At 33.6% G+C, this 20,831-nt stretch carries 22 protein-coding genes; 14 read left to right on the top strand and 8 right to left on the bottom strand.

Features of this window, described 5'->3' with window-relative positions; translation table 11 throughout:
* Nucleotides 1-339 (bottom strand): hypothetical protein (locus tag TX86_RS27080; RefSeq protein ID WP_230203690.1); only part of this gene is annotated, 339 nt, incomplete at its 3' end.
* 232 nt (nt 340-571) lie between these two features.
* On the opposite strand from TX86_RS27080, the gene TX86_RS19690 reads away from it, so the two are divergent.
* Complete coding sequence (locus TX86_RS19690; protein WP_042351513.1) at nt 572-913, top strand: hypothetical protein; 342 nt, start codon at nt 572-574, stop codon at nt 911-913.
* 743 nt (nt 914-1,656) lie between these two features.
* Here the strand turns inward: TX86_RS19690 and TX86_RS27880 are convergent.
* Both TX86_RS27880 and TX86_RS19680 read right to left on the bottom strand, forming a co-directional pair.
* A complete protein-coding gene (locus TX86_RS27880; RefSeq protein WP_439096862.1) occupies nt 1,657-2,286 on the bottom strand; it encodes a methyl-accepting chemotaxis protein in 630 nt (209 codons plus the stop codon).
* A gap of 1,451 nt (nt 2,287-3,737) precedes the next feature.
* Nucleotides 3,738-4,655 (bottom strand): substrate-binding domain-containing protein, encoded by a 918-nt coding sequence (locus TX86_RS19680; RefSeq protein ID WP_042351510.1) that lies wholly within the window; start codon nt 4,653-4,655, stop codon nt 3,738-3,740.
* Between the two features lie 226 nt (nt 4,656-4,881).
* Here TX86_RS19680 and modA point away from each other — a divergent pair, with 226 nt between their 5' ends.
* From modA to TX86_RS25915, 4 genes are all read left to right on the top strand, one after another.
* A complete protein-coding gene (gene modA / locus TX86_RS19675) occupies nt 4,882-5,685 on the top strand; it encodes a molybdate ABC transporter substrate-binding protein (RefSeq protein ID WP_052343774.1) in 804 nt (267 codons plus the stop codon).
* A gap of 9 nt (nt 5,686-5,694) precedes the next feature.
* Complete coding sequence (modB, locus tag TX86_RS19670; RefSeq protein ID WP_042351508.1) at nt 5,695-6,351, top strand: molybdate ABC transporter permease subunit; 657 nt, start codon at nt 5,695-5,697, stop codon at nt 6,349-6,351.
* 459 nt (nt 6,352-6,810) lie between these two features.
* Nucleotides 6,811-7,071 (top strand): YqeB family protein, encoded by a 261-nt coding sequence (locus TX86_RS25920; protein ID WP_052343772.1) that lies wholly within the window; start codon nt 6,811-6,813, stop codon nt 7,069-7,071.
* Nucleotides 7,064-7,288, top strand: a complete 225-nt coding sequence (locus TX86_RS25915; protein WP_052343770.1) for a CysS/YqeB C-terminal domain-containing protein — start codon at nt 7,064-7,066, stop codon at nt 7,286-7,288. The genes TX86_RS25920 and TX86_RS25915 overlap by 8 nt, the downstream gene beginning before the upstream one ends.
* A gap of 90 nt (nt 7,289-7,378) precedes the next feature.
* Here the strand turns inward: TX86_RS25915 and TX86_RS19660 are convergent, their stop codons facing one another.
* A complete protein-coding gene (locus tag TX86_RS19660) occupies nt 7,379-8,092 on the bottom strand; it encodes a hypothetical protein (RefSeq protein WP_042351506.1) in 714 nt (237 codons plus the stop codon).
* A gap of 207 nt (nt 8,093-8,299) precedes the next feature.
* Nucleotides 8,300-10,366 (bottom strand): penicillin-binding transpeptidase domain-containing protein, encoded by a 2,067-nt coding sequence (locus tag TX86_RS19655; RefSeq protein ID WP_042351505.1) that lies wholly within the window; start codon nt 10,364-10,366, stop codon nt 8,300-8,302.
* A gap of 267 nt (nt 10,367-10,633) precedes the next feature.
* On the opposite strand from TX86_RS19655, the gene TX86_RS19650 reads away from it, so the two are divergent.
* The 5 genes from TX86_RS19650 (at nt 10,634) to TX86_RS19630 (ending at nt 14,362) form a co-directional block, all read left to right on the top strand.
* Nucleotides 10,634-11,113 (top strand): SMI1/KNR4 family protein, encoded by a 480-nt coding sequence (locus TX86_RS19650; RefSeq protein WP_042351504.1) that lies wholly within the window; start codon nt 10,634-10,636, stop codon nt 11,111-11,113.
* A gap of 92 nt (nt 11,114-11,205) precedes the next feature.
* Complete coding sequence (locus TX86_RS19645) at nt 11,206-12,240, top strand: alpha/beta fold hydrolase (RefSeq protein WP_042351503.1); 1,035 nt, start codon at nt 11,206-11,208, stop codon at nt 12,238-12,240.
* A 268-nt stretch (nt 12,241-12,508) separates the two neighbouring features.
* On the top strand, nt 12,509-12,898 hold the full coding sequence (locus TX86_RS19640) for a GntR family transcriptional regulator (protein ID WP_042351501.1): 390 nt from the start codon (nt 12,509-12,511) through the stop codon (nt 12,896-12,898).
* Nucleotides 12,886-13,761: an ABC transporter ATP-binding protein gene (locus TX86_RS19635; RefSeq protein ID WP_042351500.1), complete on the top strand. Its 876-nt coding sequence runs from the start codon at nt 12,886-12,888 to the stop codon at nt 13,759-13,761. Before TX86_RS19640 ends, TX86_RS19635 begins: the two co-directional genes overlap by 13 nt.
* Entirely contained in the window at nt 13,745-14,362 is a 618-nt protein-coding gene (locus TX86_RS19630; protein ID WP_042351498.1) for an ABC-2 transporter permease, read from the top strand. The genes TX86_RS19635 and TX86_RS19630 overlap by 17 nt, the downstream gene beginning before the upstream one ends.
* A gap of 267 nt (nt 14,363-14,629) precedes the next feature.
* On the opposite strand, the gene TX86_RS19625 is transcribed toward TX86_RS19630, so the two are convergent.
* Nucleotides 14,630-15,817: a NupC/NupG family nucleoside CNT transporter gene (locus TX86_RS19625; RefSeq protein ID WP_081707774.1), complete on the bottom strand. Its 1,188-nt coding sequence runs from the start codon at nt 15,815-15,817 to the stop codon at nt 14,630-14,632.
* Nucleotides 15,818-16,042: 225 nt separating this feature from the next.
* On the opposite strand from TX86_RS19625, the gene TX86_RS19620 reads away from it, so the two are divergent.
* Entirely contained in the window at nt 16,043-16,741 is a 699-nt protein-coding gene (locus TX86_RS19620) for a Crp/Fnr family transcriptional regulator (protein WP_042351496.1), read from the top strand.
* Nucleotides 16,742-16,916: 175 nt separating this feature from the next.
* Here the strand turns inward: TX86_RS19620 and TX86_RS19615 are convergent, their stop codons facing one another.
* Nucleotides 16,917-17,552 carry a pentapeptide repeat-containing protein gene (locus TX86_RS19615; protein ID WP_042351495.1) on the bottom strand — a complete coding sequence of 212 codons (636 nt, stop codon included), beginning with the start codon at nt 17,550-17,552 and terminating at the stop codon, nt 16,917-16,919.
* A gap of 213 nt (nt 17,553-17,765) precedes the next feature.
* Here TX86_RS19615 and TX86_RS19610 point away from each other — a divergent pair, with 213 nt between their 5' ends.
* From TX86_RS19610 to TX86_RS19600, 3 genes are all read left to right on the top strand, one after another.
* Entirely contained in the window at nt 17,766-18,095 is a 330-nt protein-coding gene (locus TX86_RS19610; protein WP_439096860.1) for a YnfA family protein, read from the top strand.
* 136 nt (nt 18,096-18,231) lie between these two features.
* Complete coding sequence (locus TX86_RS19605; protein WP_042351494.1) at nt 18,232-18,561, top strand: YrdB family protein; 330 nt, start codon at nt 18,232-18,234, stop codon at nt 18,559-18,561.
* 435 nt (nt 18,562-18,996) lie between these two features.
* On the top strand, nt 18,997-19,197 hold the full coding sequence (locus TX86_RS19600; RefSeq protein ID WP_019240552.1) for a cold-shock protein: 201 nt from the start codon (nt 18,997-18,999) through the stop codon (nt 19,195-19,197).
* Nucleotides 19,198-19,405: 208 nt separating this feature from the next.
* Here the strand turns inward: TX86_RS19600 and TX86_RS19595 are convergent, their stop codons facing one another.
* Nucleotides 19,406-20,590: a M20 metallopeptidase family protein gene (locus TX86_RS19595; RefSeq protein WP_042351492.1), complete on the bottom strand. Its 1,185-nt coding sequence runs from the start codon at nt 20,588-20,590 to the stop codon at nt 19,406-19,408.
* Nucleotides 20,591-20,831: the final 241 nt, after the last annotated feature.

Here is a 20,831-nt window from a genome sequence, read left to right as displayed (position 1 = left end):
AGACGCAACAGGCACAGCAGATGCGAATGCGACGGGAGATGCGGATTCCACGTCAACATCAGATGCAGACGCAACAGGCACAGCAGATGCAAATGCGACAGGAGATGCGGATTCCACGTCAACATCAGATGCAGACGCAACAGGCACAGCAGATGCGAATGCGACAGGAGATGCGGATTCCACGTCAACATCAGATGCCGATGCAACAGGCACAGCCGATGCGAGTGCGACAGGAGATGCCGATTCTACTTCTACTGCTGATGTCGATGCTACTGTTGATGCGAATGCCACTGCTAGCGCTGGTAACAATACCTTTACAAATGGAAACAATACCGTCATCAATATAGCTGATAATGTTACTGGACTTATGGCTATGACCCTATCTACGCTTATGTTGATGGAAACCCTAAAGGGTAAAGAGAATTCGAGTAATTTTGATTCATTAATTACTCAATTCGCTAATATGATGAACGAATTGATACAAGGAGAATATAGTAATCGTAAAGCGATCCTTGATGCTATAAAATCTCTCAAGAAAGATTAAAAATACAAATGAACTGGAGGAGACTATATGTCAAAAACAATTGTCTCACGCTGTACGATTACTAAGGAAGAAGACAGCGATAACCTTTATGTGAAAGTTAAAAATACGAACCAACAACTTAGTCGTCAATTCACCATAAATGCATACAGCAAAAACTCTCCAAAAAACGAATTATTACCTGTTTATGTAGATAGCGAAGTTACACACGAAGATACTTTGAAGCCTGAAACGGAGAAAGTCTATAGAATAGACGTATCAAGTGTAAAGGACCAGGTTATTTTTGAGATTACTCAAAACGAGGGCAGCTCAGGTATTAAGGTTTCTAAAAGCAGCAAAAACCCATCTACGGTAGAATTGCATATTAAATAATAAACAATAAGAATAGAGGCTGCCGTCAAAAGATTACTTTATGTATCCTTTACGTCAGCCTCTATTGCTTTTGAGAGTGCAGCGATTGTTATATTCATTCGTTCTTTCTACATTAGAAAACATCGTTTATTTCCTTTTCCTAGTTTTTAAGAATAATAGATAATAACTTTAAAAAATCTTCTAGTCTTTCAGGTAATATCTCAGGTAATTCGTTTGGGTGTAACATGTTATTCCCTCCTAAATATAATTCGTTTTCTAATTACAGTATTAACAGAATATGAATCTTTTATTCTTATATATTGTAAATAGGAATATTTAATTATGAAGAAAAGAATACTTCTACGAAGAAACGTTGTTATCTTTTTTTCTTCTTTTAGTTGTATCTATTATTTACTTACTCCTTGTAAAGAAGGGTGCTGATCTAAGAGTTTGCTTAAATAAACTTGTATTATGTCTTGAAATTTAAGTGTACAATTAAACTGAAAATACGTAGATTATTTACCACTCATCCTTATTTGGTATACCGTATTTTTTGATGAAGATGCATAGCCTAAAGATTCTTTTAAAAACTCTATTACAAGGTTCAAATTGCATTTATCACAATATTTCGCCATAACAAAACACCCCAGAAGTTAGTTTTTTACTCTAACTTTTGGGGTGCAGCACCTGTTTGAATATGTCGTGACCTTTTTATTTCAGTTAAGTAATAGAGAGGGATTTGTTTAATTGCGGAAGTAAGTTATCTACACTTTAAAAACATTGCTTTTCTCTTGTAGTTCTATCGATGCTTTTGTTAATTCTGCAACTAAATCTTTTAGCTCCTCCATAGATGCGCTAATTTCTTCAGAGGCTGCAGAGATTTCTTCGATGCCAGCTGCACTTTCTTCAGAAATACTTGCTACATCAGCTATAGAATCTTTAATTTGTAATTCCTTTTTACTTACTTGCGATATTTGTTGAGACATTGATTTGGATAAAGAGTTCATCTGTGAAATAACTTCCGCAATTTCGTTAAAGGCAGTATTAGTATTATGAAGATTTTCTCGACCACTTGTAACCTTTTCAAGCCCTTTTTTAAGGATTTTCGCCATTCGTGTTGAATTGGCATTAACATTACTTACAATCACATGAATATCATTAACGGATTTAGAGACAGCTTCAGATAATTTTCGTACTTCATCTGCAACAACTGCAAAGCCTTTTCCATGTTCACCTGCTCTGGCGGCTTCGATGGCAGCATTTAGTGCCAGTAAATTTGTTTGATCAGCGATGGAACTAATGAATGCTACTAACGAACTTACTTCATTATTTTGCTTTTCTAATGTTTGAACTTCATGCACGGAATTGGAGACAATCTCATATATTTCTTCCATTTTGTCGTTCGAATCCTTCATAAGTTGCATACCTCTATTGGTGTTTTGAAAAACGATTTCCGTTGAGTATTTAATCTCGTTACCTTGCGTATTAGTTAATTCTATTAAGGAATTTAATTCTTGAAAATCACTAGCAAGATTAACAGCTAAATTTGCTTGAGATTCTGAGCCTTTTGTCATATCATCCATTGTTGAGGATACTTGTTGCGTTCCTTCATTAATCTCTATAGAAGCACTGTTTAGTTTATCACTATCCATTCGTAAATTAGTTGCCATATTAAGCATTTCTTTTATTAAATCGTCTAAAGTTAATGTCATCTTTGTAATTGTTGAATAGAGGATGCCAATTTCATTTTTTGATTTTACGGGATTACTTGCAATATAAGACTTGGCTTCTCCTAATTCGCCATTTGATATATTATTTGCAACTGTTGTTAAATGAGTAAGAGGATATAATTTCTTTTTAATATATAAATAAACGATTAAAAGAATAATGATAGTTATTATAACTGATACACCTAGTACAATCGGTAATGAATGGGCGAGCACGCTTTTCTTTACAGAAGCTACTACTTTTGCACTCGTATCCATTCCAAGAATGCCGATTACTTGTCCTTCTTTGTTTTTTATAGGAGCGAATGTAGTCATATAGTCACCGTATTTTGGATCATGAATAATATCAGAACTATGAGCTTTTCCTTTGAGAACGGATGTAACGTCTTTCAGTTTAATCCCACTGTCTGTACCAATTGGCGTTATTTTCTTCTTCAATGTTTCGCCATCAATCATATAGTAAACTTGTTCATCTTTTACCTTGAGAGTGTACATATACATAGCTCCATTTTTTTCTTTATAGTCAGTTAATATGGATTGAATTTGTTTATATGTTGGTGTTTTAGTAGGGTTTTCTAAAAATTGTTCGTACGCAGTTCCATCAATTTTTTTTGCGATTTTTTGGGCCTGTAGGATACTGCTTTCTTTAAAAGTTTGCTCGATAGAACTAGAAGAATTATAAATAAGAAGACTAATATTCGCTATTAATAAAAAAGCAATCAAAATAGACAATAATAAAATTATTGCATGTTTTAAAGATTTCATAATCTCCACCTCTGTATTATAGATATTTGAAATTTCAGAAAAAATAAATCAGGAGTTAGTACGAATTTATCTAAAGGAAAATAAAAGAAGTTTAAACAATTGTTGGAATACAGTAAAAATAATAATACCAGTATGTAGTAGTAATGTCTAATATTAACATGTGAGTTGCGTAGTAAATTTTATCTGGTTTTGAAAAAGACAATAGATAAAATTTGCCTATTAAGGGGGATACTTTTGAAGTAATTCCTTTAAGCAAAATGAGATTTAATTGAAAATAACTCCGAACGGTATAAAAAAGCGAAAAAGGGCGTTATGAAAGTGATTTTTATTCACTTTCATAACGCCCTTTGTTTCTATGACTCGTAAAAAACGGTTCCTGTTAAACGAATATCGTATCCATGAATTTGGCTAACTTGATTTTTAAACGCTTCTGATTGTGTAATTTGGATAATACTATCTACAAGCGAATCGTTTTTGGGTGATTTTAGCACAACGAGATCATAGCGTTCTTCGATTAATGGAATGAAATCTACGTTCACCATTTTGGCTACATTTTCAATTCCAACTGCCGCATCGGCTTGTCCATTAGCTACAGCTGAAGCAACGGAAAAATGGCTTGTTAATTCTTGATGATATCCTTGTATCTCACTTGTTGGGATACCTTGCTTGCGTAACTGTTCATCCAATAAAACTCTTGCTCCAGATCCTTTCTCACGATTGACCCATTTAATATTTTGATTATGCAGGTCTTCCCATGATTGGATTTGTTTTGGATTTCCTTTTTGTACATATATGCCAGCATTTCGACAAACTAAGTTGATAAGAACAAATGAGTGATTTACTAAAATACGCTTCACATACGGAAGGTTATACGTATTTGTCTCGCCATCATATAAATGCAAGCTTACAATATCACATTGGCCATTATACATCGCAATGAGGCTGTTTAAACTGCCGTTATACACACGATGAGGCACTTCTTGCATTTCTTGTTCAATACTTTTTCCGAGAATATCTAGAATCATATCTTGCCCACTAATGACGATTGGTGAAGTGCCAGCTGATTCTTCCATAGGTTGTTGAAACTCTTTAGCTTGAGCTGTTTTACTTCCGTTTTTATATCTTTCTAAATCATCATGGTCTACACGCATTTGCCTTCCCACTCGATAGGCAGGCAACTTTTCTTTCTTTATTAAATCATATACCGTTAATTTGGATACCCTTAATAATTGGGCTACCTCTTCAATCGTATAAGAAGTATTGTTGTTCATGGTGTCCTCTACTCCTTTCCCTCAAGTCAATGAGGTTCCTGATTGTAACGTCAAAACGAAATTTATCAACTAGCTAAAATTATACTCGATTCTATCCTTATTTTACTCATTTATAATAAATTTGAACAAAAATAGAACAATGTTATTTAGATATAATTATGCCTTGTTATAACTAATTATAACTTGTTATAATTAACGCATTGAAAAAAGAGTTGGAGGGAATATCGTGAAACGAAAATCATTTCTCTTAGCATTTGTATTAATGATGGTATTATCTTTAATGGCATGTACAAACAATGATGGAAAAGAAAAGACATCCGACCAAAAAGAAAAAGAAAACGTAGAATTAACGGTATCAGCAGCAGCAAGTTTAAATGATGCATTAACTGACATTCAAAAGAAATATAAAGAAAAACATCCTGAAGTTACGCTAAAATTTAATTTTGGTGCTTCTGGAGCACTGCAACAGCAAATTTCACAAGGCGCACCTGTTGATTTATTCATCTCTGCCGCAGAAGACAAATTTAACAAACTTGTTGATGATGGCATGATTGATAAAAAAGAAAGCGTCAATTTAGTTGAAAATGAACTTGTATTAGTCGTTCCTAAAAATTCAAAACTCAATATCAAAAGCTTTGAAGATTTAGCAACAGTAAATATTGATAAAATGGCATTAGGTACACCAGAATCTGTTCCAGCAGGCTTATATGGCAAGGAAACATTACAAGCACTTAAAGTTTGGGACAAGGTTGAGAGTAAACTTGTGTACGGTAAAGACGTTCGACAAGTGTTATCGTATGTGGAAACAGGCAATGTAGAAGCTGGAATTGTCTATAAAACAGATGCACTGATTTCTGATAAAATTTCGATTGTTGCAACAGCAGGTTCAGATACACATACACCTATTATTTATCCTTTAGGTATTGTGAAAGATACGAAACATCATGAGGAAGCGAAAGCATTTTATGACTATCTTCAATCAGATGATGCGAAAAAAATTCTAGAGGAGTACGGTTTTAAAGTGAATTGAGGAAATTAAATGGCTGAAGAATTTTTTGCACCAATTAAATTATCTCTTGAAATAAGTATTGTTTCAGGAATTATTGTCGTCATACTAGGAACATTAGCTGGTCATTTTCTAGCCGTAAGGAAGTTTAAAGGAAAAGCGATTGTCGAAACACTTCTGATGCTTCCTTTAGTGCTTCCTCCTTCGGTTGTAGGTTTCATTTTAATTGTTGTTTTTGGGAAGCAGAGCTTTCTTGGTAAAGCAATCGAATGGATTTTTCACCAACCGATTATTTTTACTTGGTGGGCTGCGGTTATCGCTGCGATTATCGTTGCCTTTCCACTCATGTATCAATCGGCGAAAACAGGGTTTCAAGGCGTGGATCATGAAATTGAAGATGCAGCGAGGGTTGACGGGGCAGGGAAATGGAGAGTATTATTCTTTATCTCCATTCCTCTTGCTTCTAAATCACTTATGACGGGTGCTGTTTTAAGCTTTGCGAGGGCACTTGGTGAATTCGGAGCAACCTTAATGTTCGCTGGTAATATTCCAGGCGTCACCCAGACCGTTCCAACTGCCATCTATGTAGCGATTGATTCCAACAACATGACAATGGCTTGGCTATGGGTCATCTCTATTATTGTCATTTCCTTTATCATGCTGTTTGTTGTTCAATTAAAGCAAAAATAGTGATAAAGTGAAACTTTAATCGGTGGGGGATAAAGTCTAGATTGTATTTTGAATACGTCATTACTTGAAAAGGCTGCTTATTAGCAGTCTTTTTTGATTTTAGAGCAGAATAATCATTTTTCCTAACAAAACTGCTTAGATTGAAGGTTAGTAAATCGAATGTTAAAATATCTAGTGAAGTAGGAAGATACTATTATCGTTATAAATACGATTAGAGTTTGTTGAAATTCATATATTAATAAAAATGGTTTAAGAGGGAGATAAGTAGATGGAGATAACGAAGTTTGGTTAGGAAGGATTGAAAAAGTATTGGTCGTCTTGTCTCCAGTTTTATTTGGAGTAATCGGATGGTTCTTATCGAAGCTAGTATGTTTAATTAAAGATATACCTTTCATACCAGAGTTAGGAATTATTAATGTAATAGAATCATTTGACTCATTTTAGGGCTCGATTATTTGTATGGCTATAGGAATCGTACTTGGAATTTTATTTACATATACTGTGTATAAAGAAGCTTTAAAAGGAAAAGTAAGTAATGATTATATTATAGTTGTTCGTTATGACAATGAAAAAAAGATTCTTAAACAAGATGTTCATTATGTATTTATGGAAGATGGGGAATTTGTTATAGATACTCTAGACAACGAAGAATTTGTTCGTGAAAAAACAGATATGAACAAACAAAAGAACTATTCTTGCAGTACGGTTATGCGTGAGTGATGCTGACCCATATGAACAAGAGAATAAACAATGGAAATTAGATGATAGTACTTTTGATAAAAAAACAAACGCTATATTATATGAACGTCGTAATGCGCTTAGGAACAAAGATCTGAAAACATCAAACTACTTAAAGAAAGATTTAAGTGAATTAGGTGTTATCGTTAAAGATATAGGCGATGACCAATATCTTCGGGAAGTAAAGAAATCAAAATAATAAGAGAGATATAATAAGGGTGTCATTTTGACAGCTTTTTCTTATTTTTAGAGGAATTCTGAGGAAACACAAGCTTCCTTACCCTACTCTTCAGTAAGGTAGGGAAGGAAATAAATAATATTTATTATCAATCTTATGATACTCTTCAGCAGTTATATTAAATTTTTTGCAAATCGCCTCTAGAATTAATTGATCATCTGTGGCTGGATTATAATACTTTCCATTCTTAGTCATAACATCAAATAGTCTTCGGGCGTATTTATGTATGTCTAAATCGTCATATCCATTCACTTTTTCAATATAAGAAGTAGAATTTGAATATTGGTTAATTACTCGTTTAAATTCGGAAGAGGAAAATACGATTTTTTGATTTATTGAAAGGTGGCTTTCATAAAAGTAGATTAATTTTTTATTGGATAGTGTACTATCATATACAAAAGTATTTTTACCAGATTTTCCGCGAATAATGATATCTTTTCTGCTTAGGGCATCACCGTATTCACTAGAATGATTTTTTAAAATAAAACGAAGTTTTCTTGTGAACATTTTAAAATTCATAAATTGTTCAAGGGGCGTGATATTTGAAATTTTTTTGTCTACATTTAAATCTATATAGATCGTTTGATTCTTAATACGAACCTTTGGATTACTAAATAAATTTAATAGGTAGTGTTTTTCAATTGTTTGCAGTGTAGATTGTTCGAGAGTGCTTAATTGTTTACATATGTTGTATGTATTAGAAGAATCAGCAGAAAGTGTGATTATTAACAGTAAGGGTAGTATAAAGATGCATCCTTTTTTCATTCCTTCTCCTTTATGTAGTTGAACTATAAAATTAAATTTTATTACAAAGTATGAGGAGATGTATGTGATGGTTGTGGCGAATTTATTAATAATTTGTTACGAAAATGAAGAAGTACGTGTAGTGTTAAATATAGAAGGACAAATATGCTATTCAAAGGAATAAACACGATAAAAAAGCAAAATGAATGTATCATTTTGCTTTTTTTCTTATTGTTGCTTTTTTAATTCAAAGTATTTCTCCATTACTTGTTTCCCGATACTCAAGTTCATTTTATGGTCTGAATTACCTTGATAGGCCCAAGGTACAACAACAGCCATTGCAACTTCTGGATTATTGAAAGGTGCATATCCGATTAAAGTTAGATTCATCGTAGCATCACCTTTTCTTCCTTCTATGGGACCATCATAGAATGCTTCTGCCGTTCCTGTTTTTCCCGCAGGCTTGTATGGAGCTGAACCAAAATAACCTACACCTGTGCCGCCATGTTCTTGTAATACTCTTCTAAATCCTTCTTGAACACGCTCGACTTGAGAGCTCTTCATAGGTAATGTATTAAGCACTGTGGGAGGGAAATCTTGATAGATTGATCCAGGTGTTTCACCATTCTCACTAGGCTCATGTATGGATTTTACTATGTGAGGTTTAATTCTTTTTCCTCCATTGGCAATCGTTGAAATATATTGTGCTAACTGCATTGGTGTATAAGTATCAAACTGTCCAATGGCTAAGTCTAATAATTTACCCGGACCTTTATCTATTCCTTGTAAACCTTTAGATTCATTTGGTAAATCAATTCCTGTACGAATACCTAAACCAAATTGATTATAAAAAAAACGCATTTTATCAAATGCTTGTACATCTAAACGAATGGATTTTCCATAGACGTAATTTCCTTTTCCTATGTCCATAGCAATTTTAAACATATATACATTGGATGATTGTTTAAGAGCTGTTAAATCATTAATGCTGCCCATTGTTTTCCATGATTTCTTAGGTTGAGTTCCTTTAAATTGAATAGGAGCGTCAACTTTTACATCTCCTGGGTTAAGTACGCCAGTTTCATATCCTGTTAGTACGGTAGCACCTTTAACGACTGAGCCCATCGTATAGGATGATGTGATGTTACCTAAAGCATAATCTTGGATTTCATAGTTTCCTGTTTCTTTATCTTTCACATATTGTTTACCCGACATAGCAAGTATTTCTCCATTATTAGGATTCATAAGAACTACAAAAGCTCGATCTAATAGATATGTATTGCCAAGCGATTTCTTTTGTCTTAGTTCATCTTCGACAATTTTATCAACTGCAATTTGTAAATCTATATCAGTAGTTAATTCTAAGTCTTTTCCTCTATGACCTTCTGACAGAGGAATGGTTTCAATAACATTTCCTTTTCTATCTGTAACGGTTTTAATCTTTGATTTTTCTCCTTTTAATACATCTTCATATTGCAATTCTATATAACTTTTACCTACGCGATCATTTCGGTTGTAGTCTTTTGCTAAATAATAATTAAGATTATCTGCTGGAAGTCCTTGTTCAGATTTTGAGACATTACCTAAAACTGTTCTTAACGTTTTATCGTATGGGTATAAGCGCTCCCAGTCGGTTGACACATCAATTCCTGGTAATGAATCTAAATTTTCACTGATTATTGCTACTTCCTCATCTGTCACATCTTGATTTTTGATAATTTGAGGTGTTAAAGCTCTAGCACTATTCATTTCACGAAAAATGGCTAATACATGTAAATCAGCTTTTGTTAATGAATTGATATCTTCTTGAGTAATACGATCTAGTTGTCGCTTATATATGTCTTTATCCTTGATTTTTTCTTCTTCTAATAGTTTTTTATCGCTTTTAGTTATTTTTAATTCAGCTTTTTCAGGATTTAACAACAACCAAAAATCTTTTTTATCACGTTCAGTAATTTTCTTTGTAGAAACGTTTATCATAGAGGCTAACTTACGTGATACTTCTAACATTTCATCTGTTTTCGTATTTTGATAGCGTAAATAAGTTATCGAGTTTAAAGATTTGTTATCTACTATAATTTTTCCATTCCTATCATAAATTTTTCCGCGAGGTACAGAATTTTTAACGGTCACATCTTCTGTACGTTCGACTTCTTTTCGGAAGCCTTCTCCTTTAACGATTTGTATAAATCCAAGCCTTAATATTAAAGATGAAAATAACAAAAAGATTATAAAGAGAGTTATATTTAAACGAATTGGAATGTGTGATTTTTTTTTTGCTTTAGTTTTCTTCAACTTATCCGCACCCTTTTAGTAGTAGTCAGTAGTACAATCTAACTTGATTTTATCTAAGAAAAGGAAATATTACCATCGATATACTATTTTGTGTGTTTGTGGGCGTATCAACTCTGGTTAAATACGGGTATGAAACTATCAGTATAAGAAAATATTAGGAATCATATTTATTATGACTTTTAAGTGATCTCCAAACGTTATGGAAATTAGTAAGTTACAATAAAGAACAGAAGGAGCATAGATATGACAATTTGAAAGGATAGAGTTATGTTAATAAAAGAGTTGATTACAAGTGCACAAGAGTTAATCCAAAGGTCAGGGTGCTCTACTAGGGTAGCTACTCAGGAAGAAATCTGTGAGATTAATGAGAAACTAGGGAAAGAGCTTCCAAGTTGGTTGGTGGAATTAATGACAACTATTCCGATTTGTGAAAGTAGGTTGCTGATTCCTATTGAGGACGAGGATTATAATATTGAAATAGATTTTCTTAGTCCGAAACTCATTATTGAAGAAAGTACGCTGGCTGTCCCTGGTTGCGCAGTGCTTAATAGTGGCTATATTTGTATTGGATTGGTAATAAACTTGTCTAATCCTATTGCGATAAATATAGATGAAGGATGTAATCCGACCATTTATGTATTAGATCATGATTATGGAGAAGAGACAGACTTAATTATAGAAAATAGAGAACCTCTTGCGATGGGTTTGTCAGAGCTGTTCACGATGACGTTAATAGAACAAAGGTAAGGCTTCACCATTCCTTTAGTTAAAATTACACAAAATATGGTTGTATTGTATAATTTTATGTATTATTGAATTTTTATAGGGGATGGGTAAAGGTGAAAAAATTAAAGAAATTCATCATATATGTCGGGGTCTCTCTGCTACTAATACTAGCTATAGCACTTTTCTTTCCTACGTGGACTCCGAGTATAAAAGGTGAGAACAGTATCAGTGTTTTAGAGCAAGTCGAGATAAATGGAAGTGGTCACGAAATTATGATCCGTGGAAAGGACAAGGATAATCCGGTTATTCTTTTTGTACACGGAGGACCCGGATGTCCAGAAATGCCATACGCCACTAAATACCAAGACTTATTGGAAACGAAATTTACCGTTGTGCATTACGACCAACGAGCAAGTGGGAAATCGTATCATTTCTTCGAGGATTATTCGAATCTTTCATCAGACTTACTGGTCGAGGATTTATTGGCTATGACGGATTACATATCAGAGCGTCTTGGCAAGGAAAAGGTAATCTTAATGGGGCATTCGTATGGTTCATATATTGGTATACAAGCAGCCTCTAAAGCTCCTGAAAAATATGAAGCCTATATTGGTATTGGTCAAACGAGTGAGACAAAAGAGAGTGAGATTGAGACTTTGAACTATACGATTCAGCAAGCTCATAAGGCTGGTAATAAGGATGATGTGTCATCACTTCAAAAGGTAATGGAAAAAGTAGAGAATGGCGAAATGTTTGTTCCTCGAACTTATGTGAATAAATATGGTGGAGCTACAAGGCTTATTGACAACCCTGATGGTGATAACCTAAGCATGCTACTAAGTGAGGAGTATAACTTATTAGATGTCATCCGTTACAACGTGGGGGCTGGTTATTCTCAAAAGTTCTTGGTAAAGGAAGTGTTACAAAATCCAATACCTGAAAAGGTTACCAAACTGGATTTACCTGTTTATTTTGTTATGGGGAAATATGATTATATGACTACTTCGAAAGCAGCAAAAAAATATTTTGATAGTATTGAAGCCAATCAAAAAGCATTTATAACTTTTGACAAATCAGCTCATTATCCGCAATTTGAAGAGAAGGAAAAGTTTTTTGAATGGATGTGTGATACGTTTTTAAGTAAATGAGGCATTGCGGGTTTATTTTTATGAACCTTTTAAAAAGATTTAATTGATTATTAATTAAGAAGCCCTAACTAACAAGGGCTTATACACATGAAAGAACTGCGATTAATCGCAGTTCTTTTTTTAGTTTCCGATAAATCTCTTCTTCAGAATTTGATGTTTATATGTATTTTTTATCCACTTTTTTTAAATATTGTATTGAATTTTGTTCTGAAAATGTATATATTGTACTTGTAGTATATATACAATATTTTCTAAAAGAGGTATTTTCATGCAAATTATCATTACAAATAATTCGAAGGAGCCGATTTACGAACAAATTAGCCTTCAAGTAAAAAATTTGATTTTAAGAGGCGATTTGCAAATGGGGGATGGGCTCCCTTCTATGCGTCAGTTGGCGAAGGATTTACGAATTAGCGTGATTACAACAAAAAGAGCATATGAAGAACTTGAAAGAGATGGCTTTATTTATTCGATTGTCGGTAAAGGTTCCTTCGTTGCCGAACAAAATCTGGAGATTATGAAAGAGAAAAAATTAAAAACCATTGAAGAAAAGCTATGTGAAGCCATTCAAAATGCTAAACAAATGAGCATGCCCTTACAAGAATTAAAAGAATTACTCGTAATTTTATATGAGGAGGAAGACACGTGGAAAACGTAATTGAAATACAGAATGTGAGTAAAGCCTTCAAAGGTTTTAAAATAGATAATTTATCATTGGAGGTCAAAAAAGGCTTTGTGACGGGTTTTATTGGGGGGAATGGTGCAGGTAAATCTACAACCATTAAAATGATTATGAACCTGTTGAGCCCTGATAGTGGAGACATCTCTCTATTCGGAATGAATTATTTGAATAATTCGAAAGAAATTAAAGAACGAATTGGCTTCGTGTATGACGATAATATTTTTTACGATGGGCTTACGTTAAAGCATATCAACAAAATCATTGCCCCAGCATACAAACAGTGGGACCAAAAACAATTTATGTATTATACAAATCTTTTCGAGCTACCATTAAATAAAAAAATAAAGACATTCTCTAAAGGGATGAAAATGAAAGCCTCTCTCGCCATCGCTCTTTCACATCATGCGGAGCTCATTATTATGGATGAACCTACTTCTGGGCTTGATCCTGTGTTTAGAAGAGAATTATTGGATATTCTACATCACATTATGCAGGATGGAGAGCGAAGTATCTTTTTCTCCACACATATTACGACTGATTTAGACCGTATTGCGGATTATATTGCATTTATTCAAGACGGTCAGCATATTTTCACGAAAGATATATATGCGATTGGAGAGGATTATGCTTTGGTAAAGGGACCACTGGATTTATTAGATAGTGATACTGAGCGTGAATTTATTTCAGTACAGAAGGCTAATACGGGCTTCGAGGGATTAACTGAAAATGTAAATTCGATTCGAGAATTATTTAATAATGAAGTAGTGATTGAAACACCGAGTTTAGAGGATATTATGTATTTCATGAAGAAGGGAGCTCGACATGCTGAATTTATTTAAGAAAGATTTGATTTTGCAAAGATATTATTCGCTTATGTATCTTGCATACATTATTGGTTTTTTGTGGATTGGGTGGGGTGTAGACCATATTATAGTCATGTGTAGTGCACTTTTTGTGGTACAATCTCATTATTTTGATGAAAAAGATGGTTCTAATATTTTATTGAATTCATTACCGTATACTCGTAAAGAAATTGTAGCCTCCAAATATATCGGAGCCTTGCTTTTTACGGCAATTGTCATTCCGGTTTGTTTAATAGGGGATTATTTCATTGGGGGCAAGATGGAATTTCATTATTCTTTCACGGATCTTGTACTAAATATTATTGTAGTCATGGTAGTCATCTCCCTTTACTTACCGTTTTTTTATAAATTCAAAACGCAATATCTTGTTTTTGCTTTTACTCTTTTAACAGTTGGAATTATGTTTTTGATGAAAAATATGCCATACTTCTTAAACAAATACGCTACCGATTTCTTAGCTTTCTTGGCGAAAGTATCGGATTGGCAGTTATACTCCGTTCTTGCACTTATAGCTGTTGGTTTCTATGGGGTATCGTGGTTGCTATCGTATCACATCTATAGGAATAAAGCGTTTTAATTGGCATGAGTGTGACTCAAAAGGTATCAGTTGGAGCCGTTTCGTGGTTATTTCTTTATTAGTATTAGACGAAAATGGGGTTTACCTGACTTGTAGTATATTAGAAAAAAACGACATTAATGGGGAAATTAATGTCGTTTTTATATTTACGCACTTTATTTTTTTAATAATCAACACACACACACAAAGCGTAAAAAAGGGAAATTTTACTCGTGGTAGGAGCTTGTCTTCCTACCACGGACTAGAAATCATTCTAGTTTTTTTAGATTAGATAAATAATCCAACGATTGTAGCAGATAGGATGGAAGCCATAGTTGCTACAAGTAACATCTTCAATCCAAATGCACTAACTTCTTTTCCTTTTGCTCCATTAATAGCTTGTACGGCACCACCAACGATACCAACAGAACCAATTGAGGCAAAAGAAATAAGAAACGTAGAGAGAATAGACACGGTTTTCTCTGATAAATCTCCTAAAATAGGCTGGAATTGCATGATTGCTGCGAATTCATTAGCAATTAATTTTGTTCCCATTACGGAACCTGCAGTAATCATTTCACTACCTGGAATACCCATTAAGTATGCGATTGGTGAGAAAAGATAACCAACCATAGTTGTTAAGTCCATTCCGAATAAACTAGTAAATATACCGTTTACTAATGCAAGTAATCCTAAGTAAGCAATTAACATGACACTTACAATTAGAGCTACCTTTCCACCATCCATAGCTCCAGATCCGATTGCATCAAAGATATTTTTCGTATGTATCATATCATTGATATCAATATCTCCTTCTTCTTTCGTAATAGTTACAGGAGCTATTATAGAAGCTAAGATTAGTGCACTGAAAACATTTAATACAACTGCGATTAAAACGAACTTCGCAGGTAGCATTGTCATATAAGAAGCGATAAGTGCAGCTGAAACACTCGCCATTGCTGAAGTTGATACGATGAATAATCGATTTTTATTTAAATCTTTAATATGCGTTTTAATGGCAAGAATAGCATCTGCTTGTCCAAAGAAAATAGAATTGATTGCATTGAAACTCTCAACATGAGGTAATCCTGTTACTTTTGAGAGTAATCCACCTACAAATTTAATAATATAAGGTAGGATTTTCAAATGAGTTAATAATGAAAGGAAAGCTGATGTGAAAACTAGAATTAGTAATACATTAATAAAGAAAGGTGATCCGCCATCTGGAATCCAACCACCTACTATGAAGTTTACGCCTTCCATTCCATATTCCAATAATTTATTAAAGCCATTAGCAATTGTATCAATTACCTTTAAACCTACGGTCGTTTTTAGAAGTAACCAAGTAAGAATGAATTGAATACCCAGCATAATAATGACAGCTTTAAAATTAATATTTTTCTTGTCGTTAGATAATAAGTAAGAAACACCTATTAATAAGACAATTGCCATTATACCAAGTAGAATATCGAACAAAAAATATCCCTCTTTCTGAAAATAATCTTGGGAAAATGAGTAAAACAATATGTAACTTTTTTTCCGCCGTAAGTATATTACTTACATTCTTCAGTCGACACAAGGACATATGTCCTTCATACTTAAATTGATTTGCATTTAAAATACACTTCGTAGGTTATGAACTTTCGAGTCTAGGACAGAATGTTAATAACTACGAAATATAACATTAGAGGAAGAAGATAGATGCGAATAATTGATAATCAACCATTACTTTATTCATATCTCGAAAAAAATAACTTACATGTATTTTTTTCTCCACTTGATATTAATAAAATTCGGCTATGTAGTTTTTCTAAAGGAGAGAGTATTATAGCAGCAGGTGAACCTCTTCAAGAAATATTGTTTATTGTTGAAGGGAAAGTGAAAGTGTTCACGATGACACCCGAAGATAAAAGATTAATCATACGTTTTCTTAAAGCACCTGTAACGTTAGGGGATATCGAATTTGCGAATGAAGAAGTAGCTGTGAATTCAGTGGAAGCTAGCACAGATTGCATGGCTTTAAGTATCTCGTACAAAGATGTAAAAGAAACAATCGGTAATGATCCGAGTTTTCTACAATTCCTACTTAAATCTATTGCCCATAAATTTAGAACAAAAACGAATTTTACTACTTTCAACGTTCTGTATCCTGTTGAAGTACGCTTTGCCAGCTATTTATTGTCCATTTCTACGAATAGCAAAGGAACGTTATTTCGAGAGGAAATGAAGAATTCAAGTATAGCCGATATTGCGGATTTAATCGGCACTAGCTATAGACATTTAAACCGAGTGATTCTGAAGCTTTGTGAAGAACAGGTAATTGAACGAGTGAATGGTACCATTCATATTAAAAACTTTGAAAAGCTTCGAGAGTTAGCAAAGGATAACATTTATGAATGAATGTACTTAAACATACAGAGGCTTTACTTCTATATAAAGAGCTGCTCATTCACAGCTCTTTTTTGTTATTCTGCAAATGATGCAAGGTTAACGATAGAAGAATTTAAAAATAAAAAGCGTGGATTTATCACGCTTTTTAAGTGAATGGTTTTAGTCCTCAAATTCAAAAGAAATATTAATCTTTAATAATTAATCCCAATAAGGAAGCAAATTGAATAGCCTGATGTGTCGATACTTTACATCCATTTAAATCATTCATTGAAACCGTAAGTGATTCAAAGTTAGATGAGCTAATATCTATCCCTTTTAGTGATGTTTGTTCAAAGTTTGCTCCATTAAGGTTACATGAATTGAATTCAACTTTTTTGAGCTTACAGTCATAAAAATCTGCATTTTGTAATGAAACTTCATCAAATATCACTTTTTCAAGTTTGGAATATCCGAATGTGGCAAGGTTTAATAATGAATTCTCGTATTTCACATTACGAATTGAAGACTCTGGAAAGTTACAGCCTAGTAATTTGCAGTTAATGAATTCAACTCTATGGATTGAAGAATTGGTTAAGTTTACGTTGGATAAATCACAGTTTTCGAAACGGACATCTACAAGTTCAATATGACTAAAATCTGTATCGCTAAATTTGCAGTTCTTTAACACGGCGTTATATATCCGTACCCTCTCAACTGTCTCATTCATAAATTCAGAGTTTGAGATTGTACACATTTCAAGAATAGGATCTTCTTCATAAAAAATATCATTAAAATTTCTCGAGGTTAATTCTGGAGAAATCTTTGGAATATCAATTTTCATAGTATACCTTCTTTCGAATGCTAATAAGTTATTCAAATTGTATTGCAAGATTAGATGTTTAACAAGTTGTGCCTCCGTTCAGTATTTATTATTTCTATTTTTAAAAATAGATAAAGTGAAAGCTATACCAATTGAAATAAAGGACGATGATAACTTTATCGAACTTTAAACTTTTCTATATAGTAAAATGGACTTCATGATTAACACTATGAGGTGATTATTATAACTATACTCTTGTTTTTACTAGCTGGCTTAGGAGAGATAGGCGGGGGTTATCTTATTTGGCTTTGGCTTAGAGAAGGAAGACCTTTCTATTTCGGGATATTAGGAGCAATCGGATTAACGTTTTATGGAATTATAGCAACTTTTCAATCATTTCCTTCTTTCGGTCGGGTATATGCTGCATATGGCGGTGTATTTATTGTCTTGTCTGTATTATGGGGATGGGGAGTCGATAAAAAAGCTCCAGACCTATACGATTGGATAGGCGCATTGATTTGTTTAGTTGGTGTTGCCGTTATGTTATGGGGACCACGTCATTAAACTATAGGCTCTTTACTGGTATAACTATGACAAGAAAAGTCTAATTATTGGTGAACGAGAATATAATTAAAAACGACATTCCACATTAATTTACCTGTAATCCGAACGGTGATGAAAAAAAATTTAAGGTGATCATATGGGAATTAATCTTGTACTTCGATTTATTTTAGAAATTTGTGCTTTGATTTCTTTAGGTTATTGGGGATTTCATTCTAACCAGGGATATATGGTAAAGATTTTATTAGGTATAGGTTCACCCATTTTAATGGCAATTATTTGGGGGACTTTTATATCTCCAAAAGCTTCAATTCCAATACGGGGATTTAAAAGATTGTTGCTCGAATTATTAATATTTGGATGTGCAACTTTATCATTGTATAATGCTTGGCATCCTGTTTTAGCTCTCTTTTTCGCGATATTGGTAGTTTTTAATATAGTATCTCTACGCATTTGGGAACAAAATTAATTTTAAGCGAAACTAAGGCACGCACACAAAAAGGCGTGTCTTTTTTATCGGGTCATTAGCAATAACGTTAAAGGAAACTGGATCTATTGGGAAAATTAGGGTTATTGTTATTGATGTTTAGTATTTACGTTTCACAATGAACACTTTTAGGCGTGATGATTGGTATTGGGGATGTGCTATGGGGGTAGTGCATTCCAATTATTTAATTAGTTATTGAATAAAAAGATGCGTTAGTGAAATGTTAGGAAACTGCTGATTTACAAGCTAAACATTCTGATGCTTTTTGACATTTGCTATTTTAAAAAAAGTATGTTATTCTAATATAGAATTATTTTTGTTCGGTTTGAGATTGAGAATAAATTTTGTTTTTCGTCTAAGGTATTTGAGCAAGAGTAGTAACATATGTGTGGGTATCCACACTAGGAGGCAACAATTATGGAACAAGGTAAAGTAAAATGGTTTAATGCAGACAAAGGTTTTGGATTCATCGAGCGTGAAGGTGGAGAAGACGTATTCGTACATTTCTCAGCTATCCAAACTGAAGGTTTCAAAACTTTAGACGAAGGACAAACTGTAACGTTTGAAGTAGAACAAGGACAACGTGGCCCACAAGCTACTAACGTTCAAAAAGCTTAATATTAGCTGATGAAAGGCCCTCTTTTAGGGTCTTTTTTTATTTAATGAAGATTTTTATAAGCAAAAACCCTATTCAATTATTGAATAGGGTTTGAATGCAACAAAAAATGAAACAAGTAGTATTCAAAATGGTAGGGGTTAAGTATAACACAGTAGATTAATAATCCCTAATCTAATATTTGTGAGAGTAATATAATATCTTCTTGATTTAATGGTTGGATTTTAACCACTGCATTGCAGCATAGGCATGTATTGCTGCACCAGTTGGTAAGATTTCTTCATTAAAAACAACTTGTGGATGATGCATTGGAAACCCATAGCGTTTATCTTCTTCTTTTGTACCTGCCCCCAGAAGAAAATAAACGCTAGGTACTTCATAACAATAGGAAGCAAAATCTTCTGAACCCATACCACCACCTTCAAAAGAAATAACAGATTGTTCACCGACCACTTCTTTCACATAAGAGGTCAAATTATTTGCTAAGTCTCTATCGTTTGTTAATGGCGGAACGGATGCAACGATTTCTATGCTAGCTTTGCCTCTAAACATTTTGGCAGTTGTAACGACTATTTCTTCTAGCCTTTTGTAAATAAAGTCTCCGATATCAACATCTAAGTATCGAATAGTTCCTTCTAATACAGCTTGTTCAGGAATCACATTATGTGTATTTCCGGCATGAAATTTTCCGACCGTAATGACTGCGGATTTTGTGGCTGCAATTTCTTTTGTAATGATTTCCTGCATAGAGGAATAAATATGCGTTGCAATGTTAATAGGGTCAACACCTGTTTCCGGCATGGCCCCATGACACCCCACTCCATTGACTATAATTCGAAAGATTGTACAACCCGCAATGCTTGTTCCAAGTCCGCACAAAATCGTATTAGTTGGTGTGCCAGAATGGACATGTAATGCCATAGCTGCATCCACTTTTGGATTTTCTAAAACACCTGATTTCAACATTAATTTTGCACCTTTGAATCCTTCTTCATTTGGTTGGAAAACAAGCTTTACAGTTCCTTCAAGTTCATTCTCATACTGTTTTAATAATTTTGCAGCTCCTAAGAGCATAGCAGTGTGGAAATCATGGCCACAAGCGTGCATCTTTCCGTTTGTTGCTTTAAAGGAATAATCTGTTTGTTCTTCAATTGGAAGAGCATCCATATCAGCTCGTAAAAGAAACGTTTTCTTCGAGTTTGGCTTTCCCACCAAGGCCACAATTCCACTTTCACAGATTTCTTTTGGCTCATATCCAAATTGCTTTAATCGATCCATCACGTATTTCGCAGTCAGAGGAAGGTGGTCACCTACCTCTGGGTTTTGATGAATGTCTCTTCTGTATTGTATTAACTCATCTTTCATGGCTCTAGCACTTTCTAAAAGTTGATGCACAATATACCTCCTAAATAACCCATTATGATAAGGCGTTTTAGTATTGTGCCCGTTGTAATTAATTTATATTTTATAATGATGCTACTTTCTAAAAATGGTTGCTTTCTCGATTTGTATGCTTAACACATCATAAAAAAGGTATGGTACTATTTACTGTGGAATACTTGGTAATTTTGCCGGAAAAGTAAGTCAACCGAATTCACATTAAAAAGAGAACTAATAACTGATAAGGATTGTTTAA

Source organism: Bacillus massiliigorillae (assembly GCF_000380245.2).
Taxonomy (GTDB): Bacteria; Bacillota; Bacilli; order Bacillales; family DSM-1321; genus Bacillus_AD; species Bacillus_AD massiliigorillae.
Note: the sequence above shows the minus strand (reverse complement) of the source record. Positions and strands in the feature narration are given on the sequence as shown.

What these genes read in the sequence shown, in the direction of transcription:
- TX86_RS25920 (WP_052343772.1), top strand. Translation starts at nt 6,811, where the DNA reads ATGGCTATAGGAATCGTACTTGGAATTTTATTTACATATACTGTGTAT.
- TX86_RS19620 (WP_042351496.1), top strand. Translation starts at nt 16,043, where the DNA reads ATGCGAATAATTGATAATCAACCATTACTTTATTCATATCTCGAAAAA.
- TX86_RS19660 (WP_042351506.1), bottom strand. Translation starts at nt 8,092, where the DNA reads ATGAAAAAAGGATGCATCTTTATACTACCCTTACTGTTAATAATCACA.
- TX86_RS19680 (WP_042351510.1), bottom strand. Translation starts at nt 4,655, where the DNA reads ATGAACAACAATACTTCTTATACGATTGAAGAGGTAGCCCAATTATTA.
- modB (WP_042351508.1), top strand. Translation starts at nt 5,695, where the DNA reads ATGGCTGAAGAATTTTTTGCACCAATTAAATTATCTCTTGAAATAAGT.
- TX86_RS19650 (WP_042351504.1), top strand. Translation starts at nt 10,634, where the DNA reads ATGTTAATAAAAGAGTTGATTACAAGTGCACAAGAGTTAATCCAAAGG.
- TX86_RS19600 (WP_019240552.1), top strand. Translation starts at nt 18,997, where the DNA reads ATGGAACAAGGTAAAGTAAAATGGTTTAATGCAGACAAAGGTTTTGGA.
- TX86_RS19605 (WP_042351494.1), top strand. Translation starts at nt 18,232, where the DNA reads ATGGGAATTAATCTTGTACTTCGATTTATTTTAGAAATTTGTGCTTTG.
- TX86_RS19640 (WP_042351501.1), top strand. Translation starts at nt 12,509, where the DNA reads ATGCAAATTATCATTACAAATAATTCGAAGGAGCCGATTTACGAACAA.
- TX86_RS19630 (WP_042351498.1), top strand. Translation starts at nt 13,745, where the DNA reads ATGCTGAATTTATTTAAGAAAGATTTGATTTTGCAAAGATATTATTCG.
- TX86_RS19690 (WP_042351513.1), top strand. Translation starts at nt 572, where the DNA reads ATGTCAAAAACAATTGTCTCACGCTGTACGATTACTAAGGAAGAAGAC.
- TX86_RS19615 (WP_042351495.1), bottom strand. Translation starts at nt 17,552, where the DNA reads ATGAAAATTGATATTCCAAAGATTTCTCCAGAATTAACCTCGAGAAAT.
- TX86_RS27880 (WP_439096862.1), bottom strand. Translation starts at nt 2,286, where the DNA reads ATGGAAGAAATATATGAGATTGTCTCCAATTCCGTGCATGAAGTTCAA.